Here is a 24,305-nt window from a genome sequence, read left to right on the forward strand (position 1 = left end):
CCCGTCGCTGGGAATCCGCGGAGGCGGCGGCGTTTCCGGTCTCGCGCGGCGCCTCGCGGCCTACTTGTCGATGTCGCCGACCACGAAGAACATCGACCCGAGGACCGCCACCATGTCGGCGACCAGGCAGCCCGGCAGCACTTCGGCCAGCACCTGGATGTTGTTGTACGACGCCGACCGCAGCTTCAGCCGCCACGGCGTCTTCTCACCGCGCGACACCAGGTAGTAGCCGTTGATGCCGAGCGGGTTCTCCGTCCACGCGTAGGTGTGCCCCTCGGGGGCTTTCAGCACCTTCGGCAGCCTCAGGTTGATCGGTCCCGGCGGCAGGGCTTCGAGCCGGTCGAGGCACGCGTCGGCCAGGTCGAGCGACACGTCGACCTGGTCCAGGAGGCACGTGAAGCGGGCCAGGCAGTCGCCTTCGGTGCGCGTCACCACCCGCAGGACGTCGGCGAGGTCGCCGTACGCGAGGTACGGCTCGTCGCGCCGCAGGTCGAAGTCCACGCCGGAGGCGCGCGCGATCGGCCCGCTCACCCCGTAGGCGTGCACCTGTTCGGGGGTCAGCTCGCCGACACCGCGCGTCCGGACCCGGAAGATCTCGTTGCCGTGCACGAGGTCGTGCAGCACCGGCATGCGCGACCGGACGTCGGCGACCGCGGTGCGGGTCCGGCCGAGCCAGCCCGCGGGCAGGTCCTCCTTCAGCCCCCCGACCCGGTTGAACATGAAGTGCATGCGGCCGCCGGAGATCTCCTCCATCACCGTCTGGATCTCCTCGCGCTCCCGGAACGCGTGGAAGATCGGGGTGATCGCGCCGAGTTCGAGCGGGTACGAGCCGAGGAACATCAGGTGGTTGAGCACCCGGTTCAGCTCGGCCAGCAGCGTCCGCGCCCACACCGCGCGCTCGGGCACCTCCATGCCGAGCATACGTTCCACGGCCAAGACGACGCCGAGTTCGTTGGAGAACGCGGACAGCCAGTCGTGCCGGTTCGCCAGCACCAGGATCTGCCGGTAGTCCCGCACCTCGAACAGTTTTTCGGCGCCGCGGTGCATGTAGCCGACGATCGGCTCCGCGCTCACGATCCGTTCGCCGTCCAGCACGAGTTTCAGCCGCAGGACCCCGTGTGTGGAGGGGTGCTGCGGACCGATGTTGAGCACCATGTCGGTGGTGTCGAGCTGGTCCGCGCCGATCCCGACGCCCACGGTGGTCTCCGTCATACCGCCGATTTTGCCAGCCGGTGGGCGGCGCCCGGTTCGTCCGCGGCCCCGGCGCGCGCCCGGCTTCTACGCTGGGCCCATGGATCACGCCCTCGCCCCGCCCGACCAGCAGTGGCACCCGGTGTCCGGGCAGCTCTTCCGGGTGCGCCGGTTCCTGGCCGTGTCGGTCGTGCTCCCGGCGGCGCCGGCGGGCGGCGTGCTCGCCGGAATCTTCGTCGCGCCGTGGCTCGGCGCGGTCATCGCCGGGACGCTCGCCGTCGCGCTGGGCTGGACGCTCGTCGCCCTGCGCCGGAACCAGCGGTCGTGGCGGTATGCGGAGCGCGACGACGATCTGCTGATCGCACACGGCGTCCTGTTCCGGCGGCTCGTGGTGGTGCCGTACGGCCGCATGCAGTTCGTCGACGTGACCGCCGGCCCCGTGGAGCGGCACTTCGGTATCGCCACCATCACGCTGCACACCGCGTCCGCGACCACCGACGCGGTGGTCCGCGGACTGCCGCCGGAGGAAGCCGCACGGCTCCGGGACCGCCTCGCCGAAAAGGGCGAGGCCCGGTCGGCAGGGCTGTGACGGCATGGCAACCGAGGAGGGACCGGCCGACGGCGGCAGCCGCCTCGCCCGCCGCCTGCACCCGCTGACCCCGGTCGCGCGCGGCTGGAAGGCGATGGCAGTGGTTCTGGCGATCTGGGGCCAGCACGCGGCGCGCTCGCCGGAGACCCGGATCGGCCTGGCGATCGCCGGTGCGGTGTTCGTGGCGGCGCTGCTGTGGGGCTGGCTGAGCTGGGTGTTCACCGTCTATCGCATCGAGGCGGACGATCTGAGGATCGACTCGGGGGTGCTGTTCCGGCGGACCCGGCACGTACATCTCGGGCGGCTTCAGGCGGTCGACGTGGTGCGGCCCTTCATCGCCCGGCTGCTCGGGTTGGCCGAACTGAAGCTGCAGGTCGCGGGCGGGGAGTCGGCGGAAGGCTCGCTGGCGTACCTGCGCGAGACGGATGCGCAGGCGCTGCGCGCCGAGCTGCTGGCCCGGGCCGCCGGGGTGCGGCCGGACGCGGGGGAGGCGCCCGAGCAGCCGCTGGTCGTGGTGCCGATGCCGGTGCTGATCGGGTCGGTGCTGCTGTCGGTCGGTACGTGGGTGTTCCTGCTGCCGTCGGCGGTGCTGGTGGGGATGGCCGTGGGGACCGGGAATGAGCCGCTGCTGCTCGGTTTCGTGCCGCTGTTCATCGCCGCGTGGCAGTTCTCCGTCGGGCGGGTGCTGCGGTATTTCGACTTCACGCTGTCCGAGTCGCCGGACGGGCTGCGGCTCGCGCACGGCCTGATCGAGCACCGGCACCAGACGGTGCCGCCGGGGCGCGTGCAGGCCGTGCGGATCGTGCAGCCGTTGCTGTGGCGGGCGAAGGGGTGGGTGCGGGTCGAGGTCAACATCGCGGGCTACGGCAAGCACGACGATCACGAGAACCACGAGTCGACGCTGCTGCCGGTGGCGCCGCTGCCGGTCGCGCTGGGGGTGCTGAGCCGGATCCTGCCGGGGGTGGACGTGGAGGCGGTGCCGCTCTCCCGAGTGCCGAGCCGGGCTCGCTGGCACAGCCCGGTGCGGTGGCGGGCGATGGCCTGCGGGGCGGACGACCGGGTGTTCGTGGCGCGGCGGGGGATCCTGCACCGCGAGACGGATGTGATCCCGCACGCAAAGGTGCAGAGCGTCCGCCGGACCCAGGGGCCGTTCGAACGCCTGCTCGGATTGGCGACCGTGCACCTGGACACGACGCCGGGTCCGGTGCACGTCACCGCGCCCCTGCGGGACGCCGCCGAGGCGTCCCGGCTGGTCCACGACCAGGCCGAAAGGTCACGAATCGGACGCCGGGGAGAGGGGCCTCACAGGTGGTCGGCGCGTTTGGGGGGTTCCCCTGCGGACGTCGATCGCTAGTATCTGACGCACCGTCACATTCTCCTGGAGGTCGCCATGAGTCAGGTGCCAGCGCCGTTGGCCGGAGTCCGGATCATCGAATGCTCGATGCTCGGACCCGCCGCGATCACCTCGGCCCTGGTCGACCTCGGCGCCGAGGTGATCAAGATCGAGCCGCCGAACGGCGACTACATCCGCGACATGACGTGGCCGATCATCGAGGGTGTCTCCCTCATGCATCTCCACATCAACCGCGGCAAGAAGTCGCTGGTGCTCGACCTTCGCAAGCCCGAGGCGCTCGAGACGTTCAAGGAACTCGTCAAGGACGCCGACGCGGTCATCGAGGCCATGCGTCCGGGCGGTCTCGCCAAGCGCGGGATCGGCTACGAGGACCTGAAGGCGGTCAACCCCAAGCTCGTCTTCTGCACGATTTCCGGGTACGGGGCGACCGGGCCGTACCGCGACATGCCGTCGCACGGTGTGGCGTACGACACGTGGGCGGGCGTCGTGAAGCCGGCGTTCACCGAAGAGGGCCACCCGTACACGCCGGAGCACGCGTCGATCGGTATCCACGCCGGCCCGCTGTTCGGTGCGCTCGGCGTGCTCGCCGCGATCATCCGCGCCCGCGCGACGGGTGTCGGCGGCCAGATCGACATCGCGCAGTCGGATGCGGCGGCGGCGATGGACTGGCTGCGCAGCGAGACGTACAAGGCGTACGAGCGTCCCGAGTCCGAGGTGACCGGCAACAAGACGGACAACTACGTCCGCCGCGCGCCGGGTACCGCGGGCATGACCGAGGGCGTCCGCTACCAGATGTACAAGTCTTCGGACGGGTACGTGCTGTTCATGGCGTCCGAGCAGTCGCTGTGGAAGAACTTCTGCGAAGCGGTCGGCCGCCCCGAGCTGTTCGAGAAGTGGCCTGGCTCCACCTACGCGGACCACGCGGTGGGCAACATCGAACTGCGCGAGGAACTCCGCCAGATCTTCCTCACCCGCACCTCCGCCGAGTGGCTCGCCTTCGGCAACGAGGCCAACACCCCGATCGCCCCGGTCAACGACCCGAAGACGATCGCGGACGACCCGCAGTTCCAGCACCGCTTCCAGTGGTTCCCGAAGGAAGAGCTGGGCAGCGACCAGCTCTCCTCCCCGATCCACTTCGTCGGCGAGGAACTCCCGCGCCCGTTCAAGGCCCCCACCATCGGCCAGCACAGCGCCGAGGTCCTCCAGGACCTCCTGGGCTACGACGACGCCAAGATCGCCGAACTCCGCGAGGCGGGCGTCCTGGGCAAGGGCTGACCCACCCCGGGCGCGAAAGCTCCGCCTTCCTCGCTCGCCGACTCACCCCACCGAGCGCCGCGCGGCCCCCAGCCACGCGGCGCTCGGCGTTGCCCCGGAACTCGGGCGCGACGATGACGGAGTCGTCGCCTGCCTCGCCGCTCCTCGGGCCTACGGGGCGAAGGGCCGGTACCGCGGACACATCGACGTGCCATCGCGGGCATGGGCCGATTTCACCGCGCGGCTCAAGGGGCAGTCAGGCCACGAAAACCGAGTGTCGTCGAGTGAGTCGGCAAGCAGGACGGGCGACTTGCTTTCCTCACTCCGCCTCCAGGCTTTCCAAAAGCCTTTGCGCGTCGTCGAGTTGGTCTTCGTGGAAGACCCGGACGCCTGCTCGGCGCAGGGCTGCCGCGGCGACGCCCTCGCCGGGGAGCAGGGTGCCGGTGAAGGTGCCGTCGTAGGCGTGGTCGTTGCCGCAGGACGGGCTTTTGGCCTTCAGGACGGCGATGCGGATGCCGTGCCGGGCGGCCAGGTCGAGGCAGCGTTCGGCGCCGGAGAGGAAAGCCGCGGTGACGTCGCCGCCGTCGATCGTGACCACCGGCAGGCGCCCGTCCAGCACCGCGGCGCCTTGGCCGCCGGGGATCTCCGCCCGGGGGCGGGGTGTCGGGAGGCCGCCTTCGACTTCGGGGCAGACCGGGACGACGCGTCCCTCGGCGGCCCACGCGGCGAGCAACGGGTAGGCCGCAGCCGCCTGTCCGTCGTACCGCACGCGCTCGCCGAGCAGGCAGCGGCTGACCAGGACGCGGTGCATGCGGGTCACCTCCGGGGCAGGCGCGGCATCTGGCGATCCCCACGATACGGCCGAGGCGTCACCAAGCTGCCGCATCGTTGTCCACGACCAGCGCCTCCGCGGCGATCACGGTCGCCGTGACCGCGGCGCAGATGGCCGGGAGGAACGGGACGAGGATCAGCACACCGACAAACGGAATGCACATCCCCACCGCCAGAGTCGCGCTGCCGAGGATCGTTCCCGAGACCAGTTCCGCGATGACGAGTTCGCGGTTCGTCCGGGCGAACAGCGGCCACAGCAGGAGGCCGAACGCGACCCCGGACAGCAGGACTGCCGTGGCCGGAGCTGCCAGGTACACCAAGACGCATCCGACAAGCAGGAACGGCGTACCTGCGAGGCCGAAGGCGATGCCCGCCCAAACGGCGGCGATGCGGCTGGGGCGGCGGTCGGGAACGGGCATGGAGCGCTCCTCGGGCTTGCCGGGCAACAGTTTTGAGCATTCGCTCAAATTGAAGCACGGAGGCATGCCGTCGTCACCGGCGGGTCCCGTGGCACCCGCCGCGACCCGCCCGTCGGCGGTCAGTCGGTCGTCGTGTCCATCCGCAGGAATTCCGTGATCCGCAACAGCCGCGGCGGCCGCCGGACATCCGCCGGGAGCGCCCGGAAGGCCTCGGCTTGGTCGACGAGGCGCGGGGACGTGAGCGCCACGTCCGAGCCGTCGACGCGGAGGCGGGCCGTGCCCGCGGCCAGAACGTTGCGGACCCAGTCGGAGCGCGAACCGTAGACCAGGACGAACAGGTAGCCGCCGTCGATCGGATGCGCGTCGAGGGGAGTGCGGTATGTCGTGCCGGAAGCGCGGCCCACGTGGGTCAGCACCGGCCACTTTCCGCCCGTGACCGCACGGGGGTTGAACAGCCGCTTGTTGACGTGGCCCCACCACAGAGGCATCGGCATGCGCTTCTCCTTGCCCTCGTAAGGTGCCTTACGTGTGTAAGGTTGACTCGTAGGCCCGAGCCTGTCAACCGATCAGGAGCCGCGATGCCGACAGCACCCCGCGCGGCCGCGCGGCAGCCCCTCACGAGAGCCCGCGTCCTGGAGGCCGCCGTCCGGGTCGCCGACCGTGGCGGCGTCGAGGCGATCACCATGCGCAAAGTCGCGCAGGAGCTGGGCGTCGAGGCCATGTCGCTGTACCACCACGTGCCGAACAAGGACGCGATCCTCGACGGCGTCGTCGACGTCGTCTTCGCGGCCATCGAACTGCCCGACGCGGACCGCGGCGACTGGCAGGAGGCCCTCCGCACCCGGGCGTTCTCCGCGCGCGCCGTCCTGTCCCGGCACAATTGGGCGCTCGGACTCATGGACTCCCGGCGCAACCCGGGCCCGGCCACGCTCCGCCACCACGACGCGGTCCTCGGCGTCCTCCGCCGGGCCGGCTTCACCCTGCCGATGGCCGCGCACGCCGTCTCGCTGATCGACAGCTACATCAGCGGCTACGTTCTCCAGGAGAAGAGCCTGCCGGTGGCCGATCCGGGCGACGTGGAGGCCGTGGCCGGGGACATCCTCGACGCGCTACCCGCCGACGAATTCCCGTACCTCGCCGAGATGATCACCGACCACGCGCTCCGGCCCGGCTACGACCACACCGCCGAGTTCGGCTACGGCCTGGACCTGATCCTGGACGCGCTCGAAGCCCGGCGAGGGTAGGGGCCCTGCCGGGTGCCGAAAGCCCCACTGTCCCGTGACCGGCCAGGGACGGTCGGGTCAGATGAAGTCGGGCACAAGGTGGGTACCCCGCGCGCGCTCCCGCGACTTGGGCGCCTGAGCCATGGCAGCGCGCTGTTCCTGGCGCGCCTCGGCCTTGGAGACCCTGTTCTCCAGGAAGCCGGTCGCCGCGACCTTGGCGGCTTTCAAGACCACGTCGCTGGCGCCGGGAACCGCCATGCCGAGGCTGACCGCGCCGCCTTCGGCGATGTACTGGGCCGCCTTGACCGCGGGCTTGAAGAAGTCCGCCGCGACCTTGACGGCGTGCGCGGCCTTGTAGAGCTTGTTGTAGAGCTTGTGGTTCTGGAGGCGTTCCGCGGTGGTGTTGATACCGACCTTGTTGGCCAGGACCGCGATCGCGCGTGTCGGGAGTGTGGCTTTTTCGGCCTTGTTCGGGTCCGGCACATAACTCTTCTGTGACGCCAAGGGATCACTCCGCGGCAGGTGGTGGTCCGGCTTTCAACGGATGAGACGCTAGCCGAGCACATGCGCTCGGCGCCGCGCCCTGTCCAAATGACGCAAACCGAGGACACTCGGCACGCTTCGAAAGGCCGCTGTGTGCAAACACGTTCGCCGAATGGCTTGGCTGTCTGCCGAGCGTGCCGCCTGGTCTGGCCTGATGATGCACGCCGCACCCGTGGTCGTTCTCATGTGCGGTCTCCCCGGCTTCGGCAAGACCACCCGGGAGCTGGCGTACCTTCCGGTGGATCGCGCAACGCTGAAGCACCGCCTCGCAGTTCGCAACCGCGAGAACGGCGCCAATGCGGTGACTGTCGACGACTCCTTGTTCGACCGTTACGCGACCTGCTTCGAAGTGCCGGACGGAGAAGGGGAGTCGGCAATCTCTTAGCCGCTCCGGCGATGGCGGGTTCGAGGGCTCAGCCCAGATGCCGCGGGTTTCCGAAGATCCAGTTGCCGGGCGCGTCCGGGTCGTTGCCCGCCCAGTAGGCGACGAGTGCCGAGCGAAGTTCGTCGAGCGAGAGGCGGCCGTCGTCGTCGGTGTCCAGGCGGCCGAAGGCCTCGGCGAGGGACGCGTCGGACAAGGTCGGGCAGTGGCCGCGGGTGAAGTCGGCGAACTCCGCAGCGTCGATGGAGCCGTCGGCGTCCCGGTCGGCGATCGCGAAGTACGTCTCGGCCAGACCGCCCAGCGCCGCCCCGGCCAGCTCCGCGTCCTCGGACAGCGCCAGCGTCGAAGCGAGGAACTGGGCCTTCTCGATACGCCCGTCGCCGTCCGCGTCCTGGGGCAGGTGCACGTCCCGCCAGATCCCCAAGTACGCGTCGACGATGGCGCGTTCCGCGCTTCCCCCGTCCGGATGGCCGAGCGCGGCGGCGATCCGCCTCCCCATCGCGACATGGTCGGCTTCGGTCAGCGCCCCGTCGCCGTCGGTGTCCAGCAGGTCGAAGCCGTACAGGATCTTCGCGCGGAGGAAAGCCGTCATGGGCGGTCAATCTACCCGCGACGGGCACCTTTTGCCCCGGAAACCGCGACGCCCGGGACCGCTACGTCAGCCCTTCAACACCCCCACGTTGAACACCCGCGCGCCGCTCGCACCCATCAGCCTCAGCCACAGGCTCAGGAACAACTCGGTGCCGCGGGCGCTGGAGAGGTCGCCGAGGTCCATGATCTGGTCGTCGCCCCAGCCGAACGACCGCAGGATTCCGGCGACCTGGGCCTTCGCGTCGGCGTCGTTGCCGCTCAGGAAGACGTTGTGCGGGCCCGGCACCTGACCGGGGTCCACCATCACCTCGTTGGCCATGGTGTTGAGGGTCTTGACGACCTTCGCCTCCGGAAACGCCGCCTGGATCTGCTCGGCCACGCTGATCCCGTCCGGCTGCACGACCTTCGGCGGGAAGCCCTCCGAGAAGTCGAGCGGGTTCGACACGTCGATCAGCACCTTGCCGCGCAGGTTCTCCGCGCCCGCGGCCTGCAGCGCGGCGAGCGAGACGAGGCCGCCGGTGGCGTTGAGGACGATTTCGGCACCCGCCGCGGCCTGCGCGAACGTGCCGTGGGCCGCGTCGGTGGCGGTCGCCCATTCGATGGCGGCCGCGTTGTCGGCGGTGCGGGAGCCGAGCGTGACCTCGTGCCCGACGGCCACGAGCTTGCCGGCGAGTCGGCGGCCGACCTCGCCGGTGCCGAGGACAGCGATCTTCATAGGGTCTCCCTCCACAGTGGCGGAGTGCGACTACCCCGCCGTGCCCCAGTCCATGAACAACTGCTCCCCGGTGTCTTCTTCCGGTACGGCAACCGGGTGCAGCGCGGCGTCGGTCACCGCCTCCGCGGGGGCGGAGCCGAGCGCCCAGCCCTCCAGCAGCCGCCCGTCGAGGAGCACCAGGCCGTGCGGTGTCGCAAGGTACACGTCGGACCCGATCACGTGCTTGATCGTTCCGGCGACGACCACGCCCGGGGTGAGCGGGGCGACCTCGGCGGACGGGTGAATTCCGCCGTCCGGCAGGCCGTAGGCCGGCCCGTGGTCGACGATCGGGAATTCGCCCGTGGAGGACAGGGATTCCGGCCATCCCGCGGAGGCGAGCGCGGCCCGGCGCACCTCGGACAACCGCTCGGCCCGCCGCTCCGCCGTTTCGGGCGCCCGGCGTGCGGTCCGTTTGGCGGGCGACATCACCCGTTCGGGCAGGCCCAGCCCGGTGCGCAGCACGCTTTCCGCGCGGCGTGCCGCCATCAGCGGGCCTTCGGCGAGGAACACCGAACCGAGCGCGCCTTGTTCGAGGAGCCGGTCGATGCCGCGCCGGGCGGCGGTGATGCCGACCTTGATCGTCTCGGTGCCGTGGTACGCGAGGTAGACGCGGTACGGCTGCGGATCGTCCGGCACGGTGTCCGCGGCCACCGACGACGACCGGTCCAGCGCCTGGCATGCCGGGCACTGCCCGCCGTGCGCCGACGGCGGCAGTTCCGCCGCGTCCGGGCACGGGATGCGGCGCTGCCCGCGCCGGACGCCGAGGCAGCGCCGGTCGGCGCCGACCCGGAACGACGGCGTGCCGCCGAGCCGCAGCGGGCTGACCCGCGGCGGGGCGCCGCCGGGTGCGACCCACGTGAGCGCGGGGCCGTGGTCCGACCAGCGCACCCCGGCGGGGCGCCAGACGTGCGGAGCGGGACCGGTCATATCGCTTTCAGTCTCGCGCGTCAGGCGAGGTCCGGGTCGGCCGGCGCCACGTCGTCGGGGCCGGACAGGGAGCCGGAGGCGGGGTCGGCCGGGGGCGCGGCCGAGTCCGCAGCGGTCCGCCACACCACGTCGCGGTCGTCGTCGGTGCCGCCGTCGAAGGCCACCGCCGCGGGAGACAGCACGTATCGCACCGTCGCCTGGACCCGTTCGAACACCTCGGCGATCGTGCAGCGGTCGGTGACCCACGTGGTCAGCGCGTGCATCAGCACCGCCTCGATGGCGTTGCGGGCGATGCCGCGCGGGCCCGCCGGGACGTCGGCGAGCAGGCGCTCCATGACCGCGCTGTTGTTGCGCGAGATGTCCCGCATCGCCTCGCTGGCGAACGGGTCCGTCGACGTGTAGATCCGCACCATCAGCTCGGCGAAGTGCGCGTGCCGCTGGAATCCGCGGATCTCCCGCGCCGTGTAGTTGAGCATGCGCTCCACGACCGGCAGCGGCTCGGCGGCCCGGGAGCCCGGCTTGTCGAACTCGGCGAGCATCCGGTCGGTGAGCCGCCGCTGCCATTCCGACATGGCGACCGCGAGCAGGTGGTCCTTCGACGCGAAGTAGCGGTACGCCGTGCCGAGCGCGACGCCGGACCGTTCCGCGACGTCCTTCATCTGGAAGTGGTCCGGCCCGCTCTCGGCGACCAGGTCGACCACGGCCCGGGTCAGGCGCTCCCGGCGCGCAAGCTGGCCGCGGGTCATCACCTCGACCGGCAGCGGCGCGGGGGTGTTGGGGAGCATGAGCGGAAGCCTATCGACGGAGAAACGGGCCGGGCACCGGACGGGGCGGGCGAGCCGGATGCGGGCCCGCCCGCCGCCTCACCCCGGGCGCCGCATGCTCAGCCCCGCGCCGTTGTCCCGCATGACCAGCCGGCAGTCGTCGTCGCCGAAGCCCGCGCCGCGGAGGTCGTCGACGAACGCGGCGGGCACGGCGAGGCCCTCGGCGTGCGGGAAGTCGGAGCCCATGAGGATGCGCTCGGGGCCGATCATGGTGCGCAGGCCGGCCAGGGCGTCCTCGTAGAAGGGGGCCACCCAGACGTGCCGGCGGAACGTCTCGCGGGGGTCCTCGGCCCACATCTGCGGGGTCTGGCCGTAGGACTTCTTGAGCTTCTCGAACAGGTGGAACACCCAGTCCGAGCCGGTCTCGATGGCCGCGACCCGCAGGTTCGGGAACCGGCCGAACAGGCCGTGCGCGAGCAGGCTGGCGAATGTGTCCTGCACCGGGTTCGCCGAGACCAGGCGCCGGAACGGGTGCACGCGGAAAGCCTCGACCTCGGCCGGCTCGCCCCAGTCCCGCAGGTACTTCGTGTAGTGCGACTCGCCGCCGTGGTAGACCACGGTCAGCCCGGCCTCGTTCACCCGCGACCAGAACCCGTCGAACATCGGGTCGGCGGGCGCGCGCATGCCGGACTCGGTCGCGACCGGGCCGGCGACCATGACGACCGTGCGCGCGTCGCGCCCGATCGCCCAGTCGATCTCCCGCACGGCCGCTTCCGGGTCGCACAGGGTGATGTACGGCGCCGCGAAGATCCGCTCTTGGTAGGCGAACCCCCAGTCCTCGTCCAGCCACCGGTTGAACGCCCGGAACGCGGCCACCGCCGCCGGGATGTCGTGCACCAGCGCCTGCTCCATGCCCACCCCGAGCGTGGGCAGGAACACGGCGCCGTCGATGCCCTGTTCGTCCATCACCGCCAGCCGCGCCTCGCGGTCCCGGTACGCCGCCGCGATCGGCTCCAGCTCGCCGAACAGCTCCGACGTGTCCAGGCCCTGCGGGTTGCGGCCGCGGAAGTACTCGTCGAGCGCCCCGGGCTTGGACACCGGGTCGAACGTCGGGTTCGGGATGTACCGGTTGAGCTTGCCGCCCACGAGCAGCCGCCGCCGCCCGTTGATCTCGACCCACTGCATGGTGCGCCGGGCCATCCGGCGGTCGAGGTGGCGGGTGAAGGCGTCTTCCGCTTCGTAGTAGTGGTTGTCGAAGTCGAAGCAGCGGAAGCCGAGCTCGGGTGCGGCCACGGGGACTCCATGGGTCGGTCGGGATGTGCCGCACACAGTAGAAGGTGATTCTAAATATAGCCAGAGCCGAGGCGGTTCGGTGGAATCAAGGCCGATGCAAGGCTGATGTGGCCGTCATTCCGGTTCCTCTTGTTTGATTTGAAATTCTGTTCTAGCTTCGCCCGGCATCGGCGCCCGTCGCCGACGACCCTGCCCGCCGTGCCAAGGAGCCAAGGAGGGGGTACGCCGTGCCGTTCGCGACCGCGGTCGAAGAGGTGCTCGGGGTGCCGACGGAGGTCTTCGTCCACCGCCATCCCCACCTGCCCGCCATGCTCGCCGCCGCGGCGGCCCGGGAGCCCGGCCGGCCGTTCCTGGTCTTCCCGGACCGCACGGTCGCCTACCGCGAGGCGGCCGAGCTGATCGCCGCCCGTTCGGCTTTGCTCGCCGACCGCTACGGGGTCCGCAAGGGGGACCGTGTCGCACTCGCCGGCGCGAACAGCCTCGAACACGTCCTCGGTTATTGGGCGGTGCTCGGGCTCGGCGCCGTCGCCACCGGCCTCAACGGCTGGTGGAGCGGGCCCGAACTCGCCTACGGCATCGGCCTGACCGAACCGGTCCTCGTCCTCGCCGACGCGAAGCGTGCCGAGTTGCTCCGAGCACATGGCCAAGCCGCAGTAGATTTCGACGAGTTCGGCGCCGCGGCGGACGCACGCGGGGGAGACGGCGCCGAAATCCTTCGCCCCGGCACGGTGATCGACGAAGACGACCCCGCCGTCGTCCTGTTCACCAGCGGCACCACCGGCCGCCCCAAAGGCGCCACGCTGTCGCACCGCAACGTCGTCTACTTCGCCCAGGCGTGGGCCCGCCACGCGGCCCTCGCCCTCGTGCGGAGCGGCGCGGCCCCGACGGGGACGCCCCCCGTCGCGCTCGTCACCTCGCCGTTCTTCCACGTCTCGGGCGCCGCCAACATCCTGGCCACCGGCCCGTTCAACGCGGGCACCGCGATCTTCCCGCCGCCCGGCCGCTGGGACGAGACCGCGCACCTGGAGCTGATGGCCCGGCACCGCATCACCCGGTGGAGCGGCGTCCCCACCCAGTACTGGCGCATCCTCGACCACCCCGGCTTCGGGTCCTACGACCTGACGGCCGTCACCGCCCTCGGCTGCGGCGGCGCGAACCTCGCCCCGGAACTGCTGCGCCGCATCCGCGCGGCCTTCCCCGGCGCGCAGATCAGCAACGGCTACGGCATGACCGAGACGTTCGGCGCCGGCACCGTCCTCAAGGGCGTCGACGCCGCACACGACCCGGCCTCGGTCGGCACGCCCATCCCGCTCACCCGCGTGCGGGTCCGCAGGCCCGACGGCACCGACGCCGCCGACGGCGAGGTCGGCGAGATCCACCTGCACGGCCCCGGCGTCTTCCTCGGCTACTGGCGCGACCCGGCTGCCACGGCGGCCGCTCTCGACGCGGAACGCTGGTACCGCACCGGCGATTTCGGGCGAATCAGCGACGGCGTCCTGCACCTGGAAAGCCGGATGCGGGACCTCATCATCCGCGGCGGCGAGAACATCTACCCCGTCGAGGTCGAGAACCGCCTCGTCGAGCACCCCCACATCGCGGACGCGGCCGTCGTCGGCGTCGACCACACCGTCCTCGGCCAAGAGGTGAAAGCGGTCGTGGTGCCCGTACCGGGTGCCGATCTGACCGCGGACGCGGTCCGCACGTGGGTCGCGGGCGCGCTGGCCGCGTTCAAGGTGCCCGCGCATGTCGAGTTCCGGCGTGAACTCCCCTACTCCGACACCGGAAAAGTCCTGAAGCGGCTCCTCGAAGCGCACCGCTGACCCCACCCCACCACGTACGGAGCACCCATGGGCTTCCCGGCAGGCCACCCCGTGGTCGACACGATGATCGGCTTCCCGCAACCCGGCGACACGCAGTACGACTTCATCCGCCGCCAGACCAAAGACCGGGAATCCCGCGAGGAGATGCGCTTCCCGGCCGAATACATGTTCAAGCAGGTGCCGCACGACCTGCCCACCGACGACCCGATCGCCGTCACCCTCGCGCAGATGGACCACTTCGGCATCGCGCAAGGCCTCGTCGGCCTCGGCACCGAGACCGCGCAACGCGCGGTGACCCTGCACCCGGACCGGTTCGTCGGATGCAGCAGCCTCGACCCGAACCAGGGCATGGCCGCGATCCGGCAACTCGTCGCGGAGTACGAGGGATTCGGCTCGCGCGCCGTCTCGCTGTTCCCGGCCGGGGCGTTCCCGCAGGTGCCGATCAACGACAAGAAGATGTACCCGATCTACGCCAAGTGCGTGGAACTCGGCATCCCCGCCTTCGTCTGCGCCGGTGTCCCCGGGCCGCGCCTGCCCATGGCCGCCCAGCACGTCGAGCTGATCGACGAAGTCATGTACGACTTCCCGGAACTCGTCCTGGTCACCCGGCACGGCTGCGAACCGTGGACCGACCTGGCCGTCAAACTCATGCTCAAGTGGCCCGGACTGCACTACTCCACCAGTGCGTTCGCACCGCGGCACTACCCCAAGGCGATCGTCGACTACGCCAACACCCGCGGCGCCGACAAGATCATCTACGCCGGGTACTTCCCGATGGGCCTGTCCCTCGACCGCATTTTCGGCGACCTCCCGCAGGTCCCGTTCAAGGACGAGGTGTGGCCGAAATTCCTGTCCGGCAACGCCCGCCGGGTGCTCGGCCTGGCCGATTGAGGCCTGCCGCTTCCGCTCCGCCGTTCCGCGCCCCGTACCGCCCGTCCCCCGAGGAGGTTCCGCCATGCCGTGGAGACCCGACCCGCACCGCACCCCGCCGCGCCGCACCGCCCCGCGCCTCCGTGCCGCGGCCGCGCTGTCCGCCGTCCTGGCCCTGGCCGCGACCGCGTGCGGCGGCGGCTCGGACGACAAGTCCGCCCCGGCCGCGTCCGGCGCCGCGGCCAAGACCGGCGGGAGCCTCACCATGCTCGCGCTCGCCGACTCGCGGGCCCTCGACCCGTTCACCGCCTCCGGCGTGGCGGTCGCCGACGAACCCCGGCTGTCCGCGCTGTACGACCCGCTCGTCTACCTCGACGACGCCGACGGCAAGGTCAAGCCCCACCTCGCCGAAGGCCTCACCACCGCCGACAACGGCGCCACGTGGACGCTCAAGCTGCGCCCCGGCGTGAAGTTCTCCGACGGCACCGACTTCAACGCCGACGCGGTCAAGCTCACCTGGGAGATGCACACCAAGCCGGAGAACCGCTCCACGCAGGCGTCCTACGCCTCCGGCCTCACCCTCCGGGTCGTCGACCCGCTCACCCTCGCCATCACCCCGAAGGCGCCCAACCCCAACTTCGACCGGCTCGTCGCCACGCGCCTGACGTACATCGAAGCGCCGTCCGCCCTCGCGAAGGGCCTGACCGAGGCCGGCGCCAAGCCGGTCGGCGCGGGGCCGTTCATCCTGCAGAGCTGGACGCGCGGGAGCGAGCAGGTGTTCGTCCGGAACCCCGACTACTGGCAGAAGGACAAGGGGCTCCCCAAGCTCGACAAGCTCACCATCAAGGCCGTGCAGGACCGCGAGCAGCAGTACACGACGGTCAAGGCGGGCGGCGCCGACCTCGTCGCCAGCTCGTACCCGGAGTACCTCGACCGGGCGAAGAAGGAACTCCAGGTCTCCCAGCTCAGCCTGATCGGCGGCCAGCACATCGCGTTCAACCTGCGCCAGGCGCCGTTCGACGACATCCGGGCCCGCCGCGCCATCGCGCTGGCGCTCGACCCGGCCGAAGTGCCCAAGGTGCTCGGCAACGGGTTCGTGCCCGCCAAGAACTTCTTCGACCAGACCTCGCCGTTCTTCGACCCGGCCGCCGCACAGCCCGCGCAGAACAAGGACGAGGCGCAGAAGCTGTTCGACGAGCTTGCCGCGGAAGGCAAGAAGGTCGACTTCACGTACACGATCTCGCAGACCGGTGTGAAGGTCGCCGAGCTGATGAAGAGCCGGCTCGAACAGTTCCGCAACGTGTCGATGCGCATCGAGGCGCTGGACGTCGCGGCGTTCGTCGCGAAGTTCAACGTGCAGCGCAACTACCAGGCCGGGCAGTACCAGTCCTGGCTGCCCGATCCCGAGCCGGAGATGTGGAGCCTCTTCCACTCGGCCAGTCCGCTGAACCAGAACGGCTGGAAGAACCCGGCGGCCGACAAGGCCCTCGACGACGCCCGCGCGAGCACCGACCCGGCCGTGCGGAAGCAGGCCTACGCGGCGCTCCAGCAGGCGATGGTGGCGGACCTGCCCGTGTGGGTCTACGCGGAATCGACCGTCGGGATCATCTACGGGAAGAACGTCAGCGGGGTGCAGGTCTACAACGCGGGGAGTCTGTTCATGGATCGCGTGGGGGTGGGGGGTTGATCAGGCGTCCTTGAGGAGCGCGGGGATGTCCATGCCGACGCCCTGCACCACCCAGCGGAAGTCGCCCAGGCCGCCGCGGGCGGTGAGCTCGCCGGCCTCGCCCGCGTCGCGGAGGGCGGCCAGGTAGGCGCGCGGGTTGGAGCGGGCCAGGTCGTAGGGCGGCCGGGTGCCTTCGACGCCGAGTGCGCGCAGGGCCTCGCGTTGCGTGCGCAGGACGGTGCCGTGGGCACCCGCCGCTTCCCCGGCCGCGGCGACCGCGTCCACGGCGACATGCCAGGTCACGTCGCAGGTGCCGTCGGGGACGGGGTCGACCGCGCGGCCTTGCCGGTACCCGGCGAGGGTGCCGGCCGGGGGGCGGCTGTCGCGGTCGTGCCCGTAGTCGATGGCGACGGCCAGCCCGCGGCCGAGCCGGTGCACGGCGGCCGCCCAGGCCTCGTCGCGGGGGGCGCCGATCTCGGCCCGGGTGCCGGGAGCGGCGCCGTTCAGCGGCCACCAGCGGTTCAGCCAGGCGGCGTCGTCGGCTTCGGTGGCGGCGGCGCCCAGACGCTCGCGGCCGGTGCCGGACTCGACCTCGACGATGCGGGGGACGCCTTTGCCGTCGACCTCGACGACGTCGACCGGCACGTTGTCGAGCCATTCGTTGGCGACGAGGAGCGCGGGGGCGCCGTCGGGGATCGTGTCGGACCAGCCGATGAACGGGGGCAGCGCGTCGGGGCGGGCGGCCACGTCGACACCGTGGAGGTGCAGGTCGGGGTCGATGCGGGTCATGGCGACGAGGAGTTCGCCGCGGCCGGCGCCGACGTCGACGACCCGGGACACGTTGGCGGCCCGGGCGAGGCGGGCGAGCGCGCCGGCGAAGAGCGGCGAGGCGTGCACGGAGGTACGGAAGTGGCCTGCCGGGCCTTCGGGGCGCAGGTAGAAACCACCGGGGCCGTAAAGGGCGCGGTGGGCGGCTTTGCGCCAGGATGACCAGCTGCTCATTGGCGTTGACGGTACCGGGCGGGGGAGAGGGGCCTGCGACGACGTCCCCGTCGGGCCGAGTGTTGTTGCCGAGCCGGGACAGGTCCCGCCGAACGCCGCCCACCCTCTTACTGTGGATATGTGCAACGCCTCTACGCCTGGCTCCGCGCACGCCCCCTCCTGGTGGACACCGCCTGGGCGATGCTGCTCTTCGCCCTGAGCCTGCTCGAAATCGTCGCGGACGACCTCCCCGGCAACCGCGGCGCCGTCGTGTTCTCCCTCGTCGTGCTCTGCGGCTGCGTGGCCCTGCGCCGGGCGCTCCCGGTGTTCGCCCTGTTCGCGGCCATCCTCGTCGGCGTCGTCCAGCTGATCGCCGACGTGCCCCCCGCCACGATGGACCTTGCGATGCCCGTCATCGCCTACGGAGCCGCCGCGTACGGCCCCCGCTGGGCGTCCCGGCTCGCCCTCGCGGGCTGCTTCGCCGCGCCGATCGCCGCCGCGGTCCGCTGGTGGGACCTGCCGAACACCACCGCGACCCACACGATCGTCCTGTTCCTCCTCCTCACCGGGCCCTTCGTGATCGCCTGGGTCCTCGGCGACTCGATGCGCACCCGGCGCGCCTATTACGCGGAACTCGAAGACCGCGCCGCCCGCCTGGAACGCGAGCGCGACGCGCAGGCCCAGGTCGCCGCGGCCGCGGAACGCGCCCGGATCGCCCGCGAGCTGCACGACGTCGTCGCGCACAACGTCTCCGTGATGGTCGTCCAAGCCGACGGCGCCGCCTACGCCATCGACGCCGATCCGGACCGGGCCCGCCACGCCCTCGGCGCCATCGCTTCCACCGGCCGCGAGGCGCTGGCCGAGATGCGCCGCCTGCTCGGCGTGCTCCGGTCCGCGAACGAGGACAAGCCGATGCTGCCGCAGCCCGGCGTCGAGCAGCTGGCGGACCTCCTCGCCCAGGTCCGCGGCGCCGGCCTCCCCGTCGAGCTGCGGGTCGAAGGCGTGCCCGTCGAACTCCCGCAGGGCGTGGCCCTCGCGGTCTACCGGATCGTCCAGGAAGCGCTCACCAACACCCGCAAGCACGGCGGCCCCGACACCACCGCGACCGTGCGCCTGCACTACCGCGACGACGACATCCGGCTCGAAGTCACCGACGACGGCCGCGGGGCCGACGCCCCCGGCGACGGCATGGGCCACGGCCTCGTCGGCATGCGCGAACGCGTCGCGGTGTTCGGCGGCGACCTCACCGCGGGGCCGTGCCCGGGCGGTGGTTTCCTGGTCGCCGCGACGCTGCCGGTCTCGGTGGCGGCGGGGCCGGTCGCGGTCTGAAGTCGGGTCCGAGCGGGGGACGTCCGACCTACGTCGTAGTCGCGTTTCCGCTCCCAGGCGGACGCCCGCACACCTGCGGCGTCCCTAATGTCGATTCCATGCAACGTCTCTATGAGTGGCTGCGCAGGCACCCGTTCGTCGTGGATGCCGCGGGGAGCTTCCTGCTGCTCATGTTCGCCTTGCTGATCTCGCAGAACTCCGACGTCGGCATCGACCGCGCGGTGGCGCCGCCCCTCGCGGTCCTGCTGTGTGCCGCGATGGCCGTACGCCGCGTCCATTTGCCGCTCGCCGCGGTCGGCGCGGTCGGCGGCGGGCTGCTCCAGGTCGTATGGGGCCTGGACATCCAGATCGCCGACTTCGCGATCGTCGTGGTCCTGCACTACGGCGCCAAGACCGGCGGCAAGGCACTGTCCCGCTTCGGCCTGGCCATGGCGGTGATCGGCCCCGTGCTGCTGGTGCTGCGCGAACCGCCGCACACGCCGGGGATGGACTACCGGCAGGCGTTCTTCAAGTGGGTGCTGCTCAGCGTCCTGCTGATCATCGCCTGGGTCCTCGGCGACTCGATGCGGGTCAAGCGCGCCTACTACGCGGAACTCGAAGGCCGCGCCGCCCGCCTGGAACGCGAGCGCGACGCCCACGCCCAGGTCGCCGCCGCCGCGGAGCGGGCCCGGATCGCCCGCGAGCTGCACGACGTGGTCGCGCACAACGTCTCCGTCATGGTCGTGCAGGCCGACGGGGCCGCCTACGCGATCGACGGTGCCCCCGACCGGGCCCGCGACGCCCTCGGCACCATCGCCTCGACCGGCCGCGAGGCGCTCGCCGAAATGCGCCGCCTGCTCGGTGTGCTGCGGTCCGAGAGCGAGAACCGGCCCTACACGCCGCAGCCGGGCGTCGACCAGCTCGGCGACCTCGTCGACCGGGTGCGCGACGCGGGGCTGTCGGTGGAACTCAAGATCACCGGGGTGCCGGTGCCGCTCGCGCAGGGCGTGGCGCTGGCTGCGTACCGGATCGTGCAGGAAGCCCTCACCAACACCCGCAAACACGCCGGACCGACGGCGAACGCCGCGGTGCACCTCGCCTACCGCGAAGATGGTCTGGCCATGACGATCACCGACGACGGCCGCGGGGCCGACGCCCCCGGCGACGGCATGGGCCACGGCCTGGTCGGCATGCGGGAACGCGTCGCGATGCTCGGCGGCCGGATCGACACCGGGCCCGCGCCGGACGGCGGCTGGCGGGTCCACGCCCAGCTCCCGTACGCCCCCGACTCGGCCGCCCCGGCGCCCGCCGGCCGGGCGCCCCGCCCGGCCCGCGGCTCCGCCGAACCGGTCCCCGCCGCCGAAGGCCGGGGCCTCCGCACCAAGCTCGCCGCCCTGACCGGGGCGGACCGCCCGCTCAACACCACCGCACAAGGAGCCTGAACCGTGACGATCCGGGTGATGCTGGTCGACGACCAGGAACTGCTGCGCACCGGATTCACGATGGTGCTCCAAGCCCAGCCCGACATGGAGGTCGTCGCCGAGGCGGGCAACGGCGCCGAGGCGATCGAGCGGCTCCAGTCGACGGCGGTCGACGTGGTCCTCATGGACGTGCGGATGCCGCGGATGGACGGTGTCGAGGCGTGCCGCCGCATCGCGGGCGACGGCCCCGACGCGATCAAGCTGCCCGCGGGCCGCGAACGGCCGAAGGTCCTCATGCTGACCACCTTCGACCTCGACGAGTACGCGTTCGCGGCGATCAAGGCCGGCGCGAGCGGCTTCCTGCTCAAGGACGTGCCGCCGCCGGAGCTGCTGTCCGGCATCCGCGCGGTGGCGTCCGGCGACGCGGTGGTGGCGCCGAGCACGACCCGCCGTCTCCTCGACCGGTTCGCGCCGATCCTGCCGAGCGAGTCGGACGCCCGGCCCGAAGCGGTCGAGTCGCTGACCGAGCGCGAGCACGAGGTGCTGCTGCTGGTCGCGCAGGGCCTGTCGAACGCGGAGATCGCCGAGCGGCTGTTCCTGTCCGAGGCGACCGTGAAGACGCACGTCGGGCGCATCCTCATGAAGCTCGGGCTGCGCGACCGCGTGCAGGCGGTGGTGCTGGCCTACGAGACCGGCCTGGTCCGCGCCCGCGGCGCCTGACCACTGCCGGGCGTGCGGGGGAGCGGTCAGTCCGTGTAGAACCCGCCGTCCGGGTGCAGCATTTCGCCGGTGAAGTACGACGACTGCTGCCCGGCCAGGAACAGCGCCGCGTCGGCGACCTCCCGTGCGGTGCCCATGCGGCCGAGGGGCACGTCGGCGAGCAGGCGCTCCTCCAGGTCGGGCAGGCCGCGGAGGACCGCGGTCATGTTGGTCTCGATGAAGCCGGGGCCGATCGCGTTGACGCGGATGCCCGCCGGGCCGAGGACGCGCGCCGCGTACTTGGTGAGCATCCACACGCCGGCCTTCGACACCGAGTAGGCGGGTGCGCCGGCTTCGGGGTGCTTGGCGGCGATCGAGGCGATGGTGATGATCGAGCCGCGCTTCTTCAGGTCGAGCATGACGCGCGCCGCGGCCTGCACCGCGAGGAGCGTGCCGGTGAGGTTGACGTCGAGGACCTTCTGCCAGTCGCCGAGCCGGAGTTCGGTGAAGCGGCGCATCGGGTCGGGCTGGTCGCGGGCGTGCTTGGCGGCGCGGCGGGCGACGGCCTGCGGCTTGTCGCTGCGGTAGTCGGCGGTGGAGATCCCGGCCGCGGTGACCAGCACGTCAAGGCTGCCGAACATGTCGACGGCGTGCTGCATGACCGTCTCGTTGTCGGTGGGGCTGCTCGCGTCGGCGTGCATGTAGGCGGCGCGGCGACCGCGTTTTTCGACGGCGGCGATGGTGTCCATGCCCGCTTCGTCGAGGATGTCCGCGACCACGATGTCGGCGCCTTCGTCGGCGAACCGCTCGCAGCAGGCCCGCCCGATGCCGTTCGCGCCGCCGGTCACCACCGCGACCTTGCCGTCCAACTGACCCATCTGCGGATTCCCTCCCACCGCGTCCCCACCCCGCCCGGCGCGGCCCTGCCCGGCGCCGCCGGGCGCTGCCGTCCATCATCCTCCCCCGGGAAATCCGGAGAAATCCGTGCTCGAAACCGGCGACGTGCTGAGGCATGCTGTTACACCGTTACAGATATGACGGAGCGTCAGGAGGCATGGAACATGAGCACCACCGCCGAGGAACCTGAACTGTCGATCCATCTCGGGGCGGACGATCTGCCGTTCGTCGAGATCGGCGGCGGCAACAAGCTCAAGGTCATCTGCGTCAAGCCGCAGGAAGGCCTGTGGATCGTGGAGAACATCTTCCAGCCGGGCTTCGCCGTGCAGACGCACCGGCACACCGGCCCGGTGTACGCCTACACCGTCGCCGGCGCGTGGAAGTACGCCGAGTACGACTACGTGAACCGCGCCGGCTCCTTCCTCTACGAGCCCGCGGGGTCCGTGCACACCCTCACGTGCATCGAGCCGGACACCCGCGTCTGGTTCCAGATGTACGGCGCGAACCTCAACCTCGACGCGGACGGCAACGTCGAATCCGTCACCGACGGCGCCGGCTCGCTCCGCTCGTACTACCGCTTGTGCGAAATGCAGGGCTTCGGCCGTCCGAACGTCCTGGTCGCGTAAGGAGCACGTCTTGACCACCGCACCCGATCTGCGCTCCCCCGACATCTACAACCCCGATGCGTACGTCGGCGGCGCCCCGCACGCGCTGTTCGCCGAACTGCGCCGCACCAGCCCGGTCTTCTGGCAGGACATGCCGGACCAGCCCGGCTACTGGGCGGTCCTCAAGCACGAGGACGTCGAGTACGTCTCGCAGCACCCGGAGATCTTCTCCGCCGAACGCGGCGGCGTCGTCCTGGAGGACCTCGACGAGGAACGCCTCCAGGCCATGCGCGGCACGCTCCTCGCGATGGACCCGCCCCGGCACCGCGCCTACCGCAAGCCGCTGGTGAAGTCCTTCACCGCGCGCGTGGTCGGCGGCATGGAAGGCCGGATCCGGGAGATCTGCCGGGAGATCTTCGCGGCCCTGCCGGCCGACGTCGAGTTCGTGCACGACGTCACCTCCAGCCTCCCCACCCAGGTCATCGGCGAGCTGATGGGCCTGCCGCAGGAGGACTGGGACTACATCCACCGCCTCGCCGAACGCAACACCAGCCAGCAGGACCCGGCGATCGCCAGCCCCGACGACGGCTACGGGCCCGGCGCGGCGTCCCGCGAGATGGTCATGTACGCCGTGCAGTTCGCCATGAAGCGGCGTGTCGAGGAACCCCGCGAGGACCTCACCACGCTGATCCTGGAGTCGGAGTTCGGCGGCAAGCTGATGACCGACATCGACTTCGGGTCGTTCTTCATGCAGCTCGTCACCGCGGGCAACGACACCACCAAGACGATGCTGTCCGCCGGGCTGCACGCGCTGCTCACCCACCCGGACCAGCTCGCCGCGCTGCGCGCCGACCCGTCGCTGATCCCCGGCGCGGTGGAGGAGATCCTGCGGTGGGCCAACCCGCTGCACTACTTCCGCCGCACCGCGCAGCAGGACGTGGAGCTGCGCGGGGTGTCCATCAAGGCGGGCGACAAGGTCGCGATGTACTACTCGTCGGCGAACCGGGACGAGGACGTGTTCGAGGACCCGGACCGCTTCGACATCACCCGCCGCCCGAACCCGCACCTGTCGTTCGGCTTCGCCGAGCACTTCTGCCTGGGCGTGCACATCGCACGCCTGGAAGGCCGGGTCTTCTTCGAGGAGCTGCTCGCGACCTTCCCGGAGATCGAGCTGACGGGCGAACCCAAGCGGCTGCGGTCCAACCTCAACAACGCCCTCACCTCCCTCCCGGTCCGCCTGCACCGCTGACCTCGGCGGGACCGTGCGGGACCGTGCGGGATCGCGGGCCAGGCAGCCCGCGCACATGATTGGCCTCCCGGACCGCGGGGGACTCATAACGATCCGATATGCGCAATATCGGGCGATATGGTCCCCTGGTTCGGGAGGTACTCATGCGCAAGCTGCTTGCCCGCGTGGTCCTCAGATCGACGCTCGCGATATCCGCGGTCGGGCTCGTCGCCGCCGCGGGCGCGTTGTCCGGCAGCCCCGCCACGGGCCCCGGCGCCGTCCCGGACCGTCCCGCCGCCCTGATCGCGCCCCTCGCATCCGCCATGCCCGCCGAACCGGCCGGACAGGCCGCGCAGTCCACCGCCGCGCAGGCCGCGCAGGCCGCGCAGACCGCCCAGGCCGGCCGGCCGGCGTCGTACACCCTGCACACCGAGAACGGCCCGCGCGCCGCTCTCGCCGCCCGTATCGTCACCGCGACCCTGCTGCTCACCGGACTGGTGCTCACCGGCCTTGGGGCGATCGGGATGCGCGGCCCGAGCCTGCACCGGCGTCCGGAGGCAGTCGAACCGGCTCCGCCGGGGTACGCGCCCGCGTATCCGCCGAACCCCGGGAGCCACCCGCGATTCGGCCCGCCCCCCACCTGAGTACGCTGAACAGGCCAGTACTCGTCCGGTACCCCACGCGGACTGGAACGG

The 24,305-nt window shown here is 71.4% G+C and carries 26 protein-coding genes; 14 read left to right on the forward strand and 12 right to left on the reverse strand.

Annotation, left to right across the window (positions count from 1 at the left end):
• Positions 1–60: 60 nt before the first annotated feature.
• Positions 61–1,212 carry an NADH-quinone oxidoreductase subunit D gene (locus ACPA54_RS07440; RefSeq protein ID WP_423527885.1) on the reverse strand — a complete coding sequence of 384 codons (1,152 nt, stop codon included), beginning with the start codon at positions 1,210–1,212 and terminating at the stop codon, positions 61–63.
• Positions 1,213–1,291: 79 nt separating this feature from the next.
• Here ACPA54_RS07440 and ACPA54_RS07445 point away from each other — a divergent pair, with 79 nt between their 5' ends.
• From ACPA54_RS07445 to ACPA54_RS07455, 3 genes are read left to right on the forward strand one after another with little or no spacing between them, the layout of a single operon-like run.
• The gene (locus ACPA54_RS07445; RefSeq protein WP_423527886.1) at positions 1,292–1,780 is read left to right on the forward strand and encodes a PH domain-containing protein; all 489 of its coding nucleotides are present in this window, start codon (positions 1,292–1,294) and stop codon (positions 1,778–1,780) included.
• Positions 1,781–1,784: 4 nt separating this feature from the next.
• Positions 1,785–3,134, forward strand: a complete 1,350-nt coding sequence (locus tag ACPA54_RS07450) for a PH domain-containing protein (RefSeq protein WP_423527887.1) — start codon at positions 1,785–1,787, stop codon at positions 3,132–3,134.
• Positions 3,135–3,170: 36 nt separating this feature from the next.
• Positions 3,171–4,409, forward strand: coding sequence for a CaiB/BaiF CoA transferase family protein (locus ACPA54_RS07455; protein ID WP_345678065.1), 1,239 nt, complete (start codon positions 3,171–3,173; stop codon positions 4,407–4,409).
• Positions 4,410–4,707: 298 nt separating this feature from the next.
• Here the strand turns inward: ACPA54_RS07455 and ACPA54_RS07460 are convergent, their stop codons facing one another.
• The 3 genes from ACPA54_RS07460 to ACPA54_RS07470 form a co-directional block, all read right to left on the reverse strand.
• Positions 4,708–5,199, reverse strand: coding sequence for a 2-thiouracil desulfurase family protein (locus ACPA54_RS07460; RefSeq protein ID WP_423527888.1), 492 nt, complete (start codon positions 5,197–5,199; stop codon positions 4,708–4,710).
• A 58-nt stretch (positions 5,200–5,257) separates the two neighbouring features.
• Complete coding sequence (locus tag ACPA54_RS07465) at positions 5,258–5,638, reverse strand: hypothetical protein (RefSeq protein ID WP_423527889.1); 381 nt, start codon at positions 5,636–5,638, stop codon at positions 5,258–5,260.
• Positions 5,639–5,757: 119 nt separating this feature from the next.
• A complete protein-coding gene (locus ACPA54_RS07470) occupies positions 5,758–6,132 on the reverse strand; it encodes a nitroreductase family deazaflavin-dependent oxidoreductase (RefSeq protein WP_423527890.1) in 375 nt (124 codons plus the stop codon).
• 84 nt (positions 6,133–6,216) lie between these two features.
• Here ACPA54_RS07470 and ACPA54_RS07475 point away from each other — a divergent pair, with 84 nt between their 5' ends.
• Complete coding sequence (locus ACPA54_RS07475) at positions 6,217–6,882, forward strand: TetR/AcrR family transcriptional regulator (protein WP_423527891.1); 666 nt, start codon at positions 6,217–6,219, stop codon at positions 6,880–6,882.
• Between the two features lie 57 nt (positions 6,883–6,939).
• On the opposite strand, the gene ACPA54_RS07480 is transcribed toward ACPA54_RS07475, so the two are convergent.
• Positions 6,940–7,365, reverse strand: coding sequence for a hypothetical protein (locus ACPA54_RS07480; protein WP_423527892.1), 426 nt, complete (start codon positions 7,363–7,365; stop codon positions 6,940–6,942).
• 151 nt (positions 7,366–7,516) lie between these two features.
• On the opposite strand from ACPA54_RS07480, the gene ACPA54_RS07485 reads away from it, so the two are divergent.
• Positions 7,517–7,789, forward strand: a complete 273-nt coding sequence (locus ACPA54_RS07485; RefSeq protein WP_423527893.1) for a hypothetical protein — start codon at positions 7,517–7,519, stop codon at positions 7,787–7,789.
• 28 nt (positions 7,790–7,817) lie between these two features.
• On the opposite strand, the gene ACPA54_RS07490 is transcribed toward ACPA54_RS07485, so the two are convergent.
• The 5 genes from ACPA54_RS07490 to ACPA54_RS07510 form a co-directional block, all read right to left on the reverse strand.
• Positions 7,818–8,378, reverse strand: a complete 561-nt coding sequence (locus ACPA54_RS07490) for an EF-hand domain-containing protein (RefSeq protein WP_423527894.1) — start codon at positions 8,376–8,378, stop codon at positions 7,818–7,820.
• Positions 8,379–8,444: 66 nt separating this feature from the next.
• On the reverse strand, positions 8,445–9,092 hold the full coding sequence (locus tag ACPA54_RS07495) for an NADPH-dependent F420 reductase (protein ID WP_423527895.1): 648 nt from the start codon (positions 9,090–9,092) through the stop codon (positions 8,445–8,447).
• Positions 9,093–9,122: 30 nt separating this feature from the next.
• The gene (locus ACPA54_RS07500) at positions 9,123–10,058 is read right to left on the reverse strand and encodes a DUF2797 domain-containing protein (protein ID WP_423527896.1); all 936 of its coding nucleotides are present in this window, start codon (positions 10,056–10,058) and stop codon (positions 9,123–9,125) included.
• 20 nt (positions 10,059–10,078) lie between these two features.
• A complete protein-coding gene (locus tag ACPA54_RS07505; RefSeq protein ID WP_423527897.1) occupies positions 10,079–10,843 on the reverse strand; it encodes a TetR/AcrR family transcriptional regulator in 765 nt (254 codons plus the stop codon).
• Between the two features lie 78 nt (positions 10,844–10,921).
• Entirely contained in the window at positions 10,922–12,115 is a 1,194-nt protein-coding gene (locus tag ACPA54_RS07510) for an amidohydrolase family protein (protein ID WP_423527898.1), read from the reverse strand.
• Positions 12,116–12,342: 227 nt separating this feature from the next.
• On the opposite strand from ACPA54_RS07510, the gene ACPA54_RS07515 reads away from it, so the two are divergent.
• From ACPA54_RS07515 to ACPA54_RS07525, 3 genes are all read left to right on the forward strand, one after another.
• A complete protein-coding gene (locus tag ACPA54_RS07515) occupies positions 12,343–13,935 on the forward strand; it encodes a class I adenylate-forming enzyme family protein (protein WP_423527899.1) in 1,593 nt (530 codons plus the stop codon).
• A 27-nt stretch (positions 13,936–13,962) separates the two neighbouring features.
• Positions 13,963–14,826, forward strand: a complete 864-nt coding sequence (locus tag ACPA54_RS07520; protein ID WP_423527900.1) for an amidohydrolase family protein — start codon at positions 13,963–13,965, stop codon at positions 14,824–14,826.
• Positions 14,827–14,890: 64 nt separating this feature from the next.
• Positions 14,891–16,492 (forward strand): ABC transporter substrate-binding protein, encoded by a 1,602-nt coding sequence (locus tag ACPA54_RS07525; RefSeq protein ID WP_423527901.1) that lies wholly within the window; start codon positions 14,891–14,893, stop codon positions 16,490–16,492.
• On the opposite strand, the gene ACPA54_RS07530 is transcribed toward ACPA54_RS07525, so the two are convergent.
• On the reverse strand, positions 16,493–17,473 hold the full coding sequence (locus ACPA54_RS07530) for an SAM-dependent methyltransferase (protein WP_423527902.1): 981 nt from the start codon (positions 17,471–17,473) through the stop codon (positions 16,493–16,495).
• Positions 17,474–17,593: 120 nt separating this feature from the next.
• Between ACPA54_RS07530 and ACPA54_RS07535 the strand changes: the two genes are divergently transcribed.
• The 3 genes from ACPA54_RS07535 to ACPA54_RS07545 all read left to right on the forward strand — a co-directional run bounded on the left by ACPA54_RS07535 (position 17,594) and on the right by ACPA54_RS07545 (position 20,901).
• Positions 17,594–18,781 (forward strand): sensor histidine kinase, encoded by a 1,188-nt coding sequence (locus ACPA54_RS07535; RefSeq protein ID WP_423527903.1) that lies wholly within the window; start codon positions 17,594–17,596, stop codon positions 18,779–18,781.
• A gap of 98 nt (positions 18,782–18,879) precedes the next feature.
• Positions 18,880–20,202, forward strand: a complete 1,323-nt coding sequence (locus ACPA54_RS07540) for a sensor histidine kinase (protein WP_423527904.1) — start codon at positions 18,880–18,882, stop codon at positions 20,200–20,202.
• Positions 20,203–20,205: 3 nt separating this feature from the next.
• Positions 20,206–20,901 carry a response regulator gene (locus tag ACPA54_RS07545; protein WP_423527905.1) on the forward strand — a complete coding sequence of 232 codons (696 nt, stop codon included), beginning with the start codon at positions 20,206–20,208 and terminating at the stop codon, positions 20,899–20,901.
• 26 nt (positions 20,902–20,927) lie between these two features.
• On the opposite strand, the gene ACPA54_RS07550 is transcribed toward ACPA54_RS07545, so the two are convergent.
• Positions 20,928–21,758 carry an SDR family NAD(P)-dependent oxidoreductase gene (locus ACPA54_RS07550; protein WP_423527906.1) on the reverse strand — a complete coding sequence of 277 codons (831 nt, stop codon included), beginning with the start codon at positions 21,756–21,758 and terminating at the stop codon, positions 20,928–20,930.
• A 156-nt stretch (positions 21,759–21,914) separates the two neighbouring features.
• On the opposite strand from ACPA54_RS07550, the gene ACPA54_RS07555 reads away from it, so the two are divergent.
• The 3 genes from ACPA54_RS07555 to ACPA54_RS07565 all read left to right on the forward strand — a co-directional run bounded on the left by ACPA54_RS07555 (position 21,915) and on the right by ACPA54_RS07565 (position 24,254).
• Complete coding sequence (locus tag ACPA54_RS07555) at positions 21,915–22,403, forward strand: 2,4'-dihydroxyacetophenone dioxygenase family protein (protein WP_423527907.1); 489 nt, start codon at positions 21,915–21,917, stop codon at positions 22,401–22,403.
• A gap of 10 nt (positions 22,404–22,413) precedes the next feature.
• On the forward strand, positions 22,414–23,631 hold the full coding sequence (locus ACPA54_RS07560) for a cytochrome P450 (protein WP_423527908.1): 1,218 nt from the start codon (positions 22,414–22,416) through the stop codon (positions 23,629–23,631).
• A 143-nt stretch (positions 23,632–23,774) separates the two neighbouring features.
• Entirely contained in the window at positions 23,775–24,254 is a 480-nt protein-coding gene (locus ACPA54_RS07565; protein ID WP_423527909.1) for a hypothetical protein, read from the forward strand.
• Positions 24,255–24,305 lie beyond the last annotated feature (51 nt).

The sequence above is a fragment of the Uniformispora flossi genome (assembly GCF_049534875.1).
GTDB classification, from domain to species: domain Bacteria; phylum Actinomycetota; class Actinomycetes; order Streptomycetales; family Streptomycetaceae; genus Yinghuangia; species Yinghuangia aomiensis.